The sequence below is a fragment of the Alteromonas sp. KUL106 genome (genome assembly GCF_009811415.1).
GTDB lineage: Bacteria > Pseudomonadota > Gammaproteobacteria > Enterobacterales > Alteromonadaceae > Alteromonas.
Window position 1 is genome coordinate 1 of sequence record NZ_BLIG01000064.1, and the last position, 4,640, is coordinate 4,640.

Consider the following 4,640-nt stretch of genomic DNA (forward strand, 5'->3'; position numbering starts at 1 on the left):
TTTAAGCTAAGGGGCGCAGATGCGTGGGGCATAATGGCGAAGCCGCCCCGCGTATAGGCGTCCCAGCGACCGGAGGGAGTGAGCTTGAGCGTTTTGTTAGAAGTGCCATGCTACCAACCCTCCAAATGTGTACCAACTTCTTTGCCTTTTTCGAGATCATCCTTTGCAAGGTAGCCAAATCTGTTATGTTCATTTCGCATACTTAGCCTATGAAATGCAATGCAAAAAAGTAAATATACAAACCAGAAAAAGAATAATAATCCACTAAACAATAATGACTTTTCTACTAAGTCTAAGCCATCCCTAAAAAATACAATCGGAATACCAATTAGGGCAACAAGCCAAGAAATATGTAAAAAAGAGACTTTTGCAGCGGTCTTTAAAATAGTGGAGTTGTAATAAGACATTTGCAGATCCTTCTGGCACTTCTAACTTTTAAATAAGGGGCGCAGACGCGTGGGCTAAAATGCGAAGCAGCCCACGGGTATGCGTCCCAGCGAACGAAGTGAGTGCCTTAATTTTTTGTATGGATAATTCTTCCCTAAATACACGACATTCCTTTTCGAAGATGGGTAAAGTGAGGCCCAGACTTTGGCTGCAACCAAAGTTGGCTGTGTAGTAGTTCGGCGATTGAGTGGATCCTCAATAGAGAGACCGATAACAAACTCGAACGCTACACGGTACTCCAAGCAACATACTCGAATAGTCGACTGGGCCCCGAGCTCGCATTTAGCAAACCAGAGTTAGCTTATTATGAATAAAACCGTAGTGCAAAACATAAACGTAGGCGTAGATACCGGAAAGGATTTTCTCGATATTCATATTCGTCCATTAAACGAATATTTCAAAGTCAGTAATAACAAGAAAGGCATTGGCGAGGCGATAAAACGTCTGCGGAAGCTCGACATCGAGCGTGTAGTTATCGAGTCAACGGGACGTTATGAAGCTGAATTTGTCGCTGCTTGTGCCAAGACTGACATACCGTTCAGTGTCGTCAATCCAGTTCATGTTAAGCGCTTTGCAGGTGCGATAGGACGAAGAGCTAAAACGGATAAACTGGACGCCGCTTTAATAGCTCAGTTCGGCGAAGTGATACAGCCAAAACTGTCGACGCTAAAGTCAGAGAATATGCAGAAGATGGCAGATATCGTACGACGAAGAAATCAGTTGATAGAAATGCAAACCAAAGAAAAGAATCGTCTTCAGATCATGCCGAAATCAGTCCAGTCGAGTATCAAAGCGATAATAGTGATATTGAAAAAGCACATTGAAAAGATGAACGATGAGTTAGCAGAGCTTATAGAAAGTTGCCCAGATTATAGTGCGAAGAGTGAGCTTGTGCAGAGCATGCCTGGAATAGGGAAAGTGTCGGCAGCAGCGCTAATAAGCTACTTGCCAGAGCTAGGTTTAATGAATAGTAAACAAGTCGCTGCGCTAGTTGGTGTTGCACCAATGAGCAAAGAAAGTGGAAAGTACAAAGGTAAACAAGTTACACAGGGAGGCCGGCATCAAGTCCGTACAGTTCTTTTTATGGCAATGATGTCTGCGATGCAATGTAATCTGAAGTTTAAAACGTTCTACGAACGTCTAGTTGAGGCAGGAAAACCGAAAAAAGTGGCGATAATAGCCTGTGTAAGAAAGATGGTTGTAATATTAAATTCAATGGTAAGAGATGGCGTCATGTGGGAAGAAAAAGCAGTTTAAATTCAAGGTTGACGCCATAGTCGTTTGTTATGTTTCGGTGCTATGAGCACACTTTGCCTCTTCAAACTCCCACACTCCCGCAGATTCACCTGATTCTAAAACTGAATAAGCGGCAAATATATCGGTTGAAGGTGGTACATCAATGCTTAATAACTTTGACTGGGAGCCTTCAAAAGTACAACCAATGTTTTCAAGTTTCTGCCAATATTGACCAAATCTATCGCTTTCTAGAACTCCAGCTTCTAACAGTACTCGATAAGTTGAGTGACCTGAGCTTTCAACAATTTCTACAACCTCGGGAGTTTCGTTACCTATCGCTTTTACAACATCAAGATAGCTAAAACCATAAGCTGCGAACGGCGAGTTCTGGAGTCTGTAGAGATCGTTACCCAGAGGCTCTGCCCACATAGTTTCTGTACTGGCATTTTGAATGTTATTCGATGTCAGCGTAATGCTGACTTTTACTAAATTTTCCAAAATATCTTCCGAGAAACATAACGCCTCATTAAGAGGCAAAAAATTGTTGGCCAAAATCAGCTAGGCACGAGCATGGCCAACTGTTTTTTGTCCTTTTAAATGACTTGTTATGCGGCATTACCACTAATTACCGTAATACTCATCAACTTGAGTTGCTAACTCTCTAATTGGTTTAGCACCATCAAAATGCTCTGAACTTTTATTATGGAACTCAATAAAACCCAGTTTGGTTTCAACGTCATATTCACCAAGAGCTTCATCTAAAAAGAGATAACCAAGGTTGCCATAAGTTGTGTGTTCTTTATCGCTGTAATTATCAAAAAACAATACGATGCCCAATTTATCTTCGTCTTTATATATATTGTAATAAACATCATCAGCTTTAATTGATACACCGCCAAAAGTAAGATCGTTCAGTGGGATTCTTCTAGGACGAAATTTTACTATTGTCCATTGTTTTAATTCAGGTGCTGAGTTAAATAGTAATTCAACCGAAGGAAAGGATTTTTTTATACCACCTGCGCTTAAAACAAACTCTCTTTTACCATTTTCGCGAATAGGACTAAACTCAAAAGTAAGCTCTGGATCTACTTTAGAAAGTGCTAAAGATAATTTATCAAAAGTATTTTCAGTATCTTTTTCAAAATTAAAGAGCATATCTTCATTCTTTTGAAACCATTTCCAAAAATCAGCTTCAACTGATGCATTTGCTTTTGAACCAAATATTGAAAGTATTCCCATAACTACTAATATAACTCCCTGCTTCATAGAATCCTTGCCGTATAACTTTTAAATAAGGGGCGCAGACGCGTGGGCTATAATGCGAAGCAGCCCACGTGTATGCGTCCCAGTGACCAGCGGGAACGACTTAATTTTTTTGTTATGTGCCTTGACCACAAACCAACCTATAAGCCTTTGTTGGGATTTTTGAACTCCCTGATCTGTATATGATTGCCTTCTCTGTCTGCTATGTTGGAGACTTTGAATATTGGATTTGCCCACTCGCCATCGAAGGCCTTGCCGCCCAAGTTGACTGCTTTTTCTCTTGTGGCTTCCATATTTTCAACAGACAAAAATAATTTAATTGGGCTAAAGGAGTCTTGAGGTATATCGAAAGGTGGGACATGGATAATGAGATTGAAGCCATCTCTATCCAAGCTGATAAAATCTTGAGTCTCTCTGGTAACACGCATGCCAAATAGTTGTTCATAGAACTCTGCAAGGTGAGGCAAGTTGCTTGAGTAAATGAGAACACCATTCTGAGCTGGGCCAGACATTTTTACATCCTTACTTTGAGTTGCATTAGAAAAGAGTGTCGCAAAAAAGACCGTTGCAAACACCAATGCTTTAAAACCTTTATACATAAAATTTCCCTGGCACATAACTTTTAAATAAGGGGCGCAGACGCGTGGGCTAAAATGCGAAGCAGCCCACGTGTATGCGTCCCAGCGAACGAAGTGAGTGACTTAATTTTTTTGTTATACGCGTTTTTCAACGAAGTGCATACCCCAGCGGTTTGATGCAGAAAGCATAAAGGCAAAATAAACGATTGAAAATACACAGCCCAAGAATGCTTCACTTCCTGTTTTTAAGAGTAGAGATTTAAAGAAATTCACTACGAGGCAAAACAAGGCTATAAACCAAATTGCTTTTAAAACGTTATCGTAAATATGATTATTTAGAATGCCGCTGTGTTCTTGGAAACTTAAGAAAAAGCCTGAAAGTTTACAAATAAGCCAAGTTAACAAAAAAGATGAGAATGAAATGAAGATTGCAGCTGCTATTTCTTGAGTAAACACGCCGATTAAAAATGCTGAACCACACCAAATTAGTGGTAACTTAAGCCCTAATTTTTGAGTAATGAGAAGATACTTAGGTTTTTTAAGCTGCATTTCTATCCTTGATGCTCATAGCGTATAACTTTTAAATAAGGGGCGCAGGCATGCGGGGCATAATGGCGAAGCCGCCCCGCATGTATGCGTCCCAGCCCGCTCAGCGGGCGAACTTAATTTTTTTGTTATGTGCGTGCTAATAAGCGCTCCCACTGCTTGAATGATATGAACCCGGCTAAGGCGAATGCAAAGCCGGAGATAACTTGGATTATTGCTGCATAACCAAAAGAGCTTAAGCCGGTACTAAAATCTACATTATCTGAAAATGCCCATATAACCAACGTGAAAATTGGAGCCATGAAACCTACAAAAGCAGCAGTGTATAAGCAATACCCCATAATGATTTTACTAAAAGCTAAGCGGATATCTTTTTTTGAGGTTAGGAAAGCAACGAGTAAAAGAACACATAAAAGAGTTGGCACTATAAATGGCGATAACGGACCATTCTTAGAATTAAAAGGAATGTAGAAGAAATCCATGAACGTAGCGCAAGCAGCTAAGAGGATTAGTAATTCATTAAACTTGCGCATCAATTTCCTCTAAGCATATAACTTCCAAATATGGGGC

At 40.2% G+C, this 4,640-nt stretch carries 7 protein-coding genes; 1 reads left to right on the top strand and 6 read right to left on the bottom strand.

The genetic code is table 11. The features are described from left to right. Positions 1 to 110: 110 nt before the first annotated feature. A complete protein-coding gene (locus tag GVO63_RS19110) occupies positions 111 to 407 on the bottom strand; it encodes a hypothetical protein (RefSeq protein WP_159582016.1) in 297 nt (98 codons plus the stop codon). A 346-nt stretch (positions 408 to 753) separates the two neighbouring features. Between GVO63_RS19110 and GVO63_RS19550 the strand changes: the two genes are divergently transcribed. Then, entirely contained in the window at positions 754 to 1,704 is a 951-nt protein-coding gene (locus tag GVO63_RS19550) for an IS110 family transposase (RefSeq protein WP_201281936.1), read from the top strand. Positions 1,705 to 1,731: 27 nt separating this feature from the next. On the opposite strand, the gene GVO63_RS19120 is transcribed toward GVO63_RS19550, so the two are convergent. The 5 genes from GVO63_RS19120 to GVO63_RS19140 all read right to left on the bottom strand — a co-directional run bounded on the left by GVO63_RS19120 (position 1,732) and on the right by GVO63_RS19140 (position 4,603). Then, positions 1,732 to 2,181 carry a DUF4265 domain-containing protein gene (locus tag GVO63_RS19120; RefSeq protein WP_159582018.1) on the bottom strand — a complete coding sequence of 150 codons (450 nt, stop codon included), beginning with the start codon at positions 2,179 to 2,181 and terminating at the stop codon, positions 1,732 to 1,734. 123 nt (positions 2,182 to 2,304) lie between these two features. Next, complete coding sequence (locus GVO63_RS19125) at positions 2,305 to 2,949, bottom strand: hypothetical protein (RefSeq protein WP_159582020.1); 645 nt, start codon at positions 2,947 to 2,949, stop codon at positions 2,305 to 2,307. Between the two features lie 137 nt (positions 2,950 to 3,086). Further along, on the bottom strand, positions 3,087 to 3,545 hold the full coding sequence (locus tag GVO63_RS19130) for a VOC family protein (RefSeq protein WP_159582022.1): 459 nt from the start codon (positions 3,543 to 3,545) through the stop codon (positions 3,087 to 3,089). A gap of 114 nt (positions 3,546 to 3,659) precedes the next feature. After that, entirely contained in the window at positions 3,660 to 4,073 is a 414-nt protein-coding gene (locus GVO63_RS19135; protein ID WP_159582024.1) for a hypothetical protein, read from the bottom strand. Between the two features lie 125 nt (positions 4,074 to 4,198). Next, entirely contained in the window at positions 4,199 to 4,603 is a 405-nt protein-coding gene (locus GVO63_RS19140) for a hypothetical protein (RefSeq protein ID WP_159582026.1), read from the bottom strand. Positions 4,604 to 4,640 lie beyond the last annotated feature (37 nt).

Bases quoted from the DNA above. Each gene is read 5' to 3' on its own strand.
- GVO63_RS19110 (WP_159582016.1), bottom strand. From the start codon at position 407: ATGTCTTATTACAACTCCACTATTTTAAAGACCGCTGCAAAAGTCTCT.
- GVO63_RS19550 (WP_201281936.1), top strand. From the start codon at position 754: ATGAATAAAACCGTAGTGCAAAACATAAACGTAGGCGTAGATACCGGA.
- GVO63_RS19125 (WP_159582020.1), bottom strand. From the start codon at position 2,949: ATGAAGCAGGGAGTTATATTAGTAGTTATGGGAATACTTTCAATATTT.
- GVO63_RS19130 (WP_159582022.1), bottom strand. From the start codon at position 3,545: ATGTATAAAGGTTTTAAAGCATTGGTGTTTGCAACGGTCTTTTTTGCG.
- GVO63_RS19135 (WP_159582024.1), bottom strand. From the start codon at position 4,073: ATGCAGCTTAAAAAACCTAAGTATCTTCTCATTACTCAAAAATTAGGG.
- GVO63_RS19140 (WP_159582026.1), bottom strand. From the start codon at position 4,603: ATGCGCAAGTTTAATGAATTACTAATCCTCTTAGCTGCTTGCGCTACG.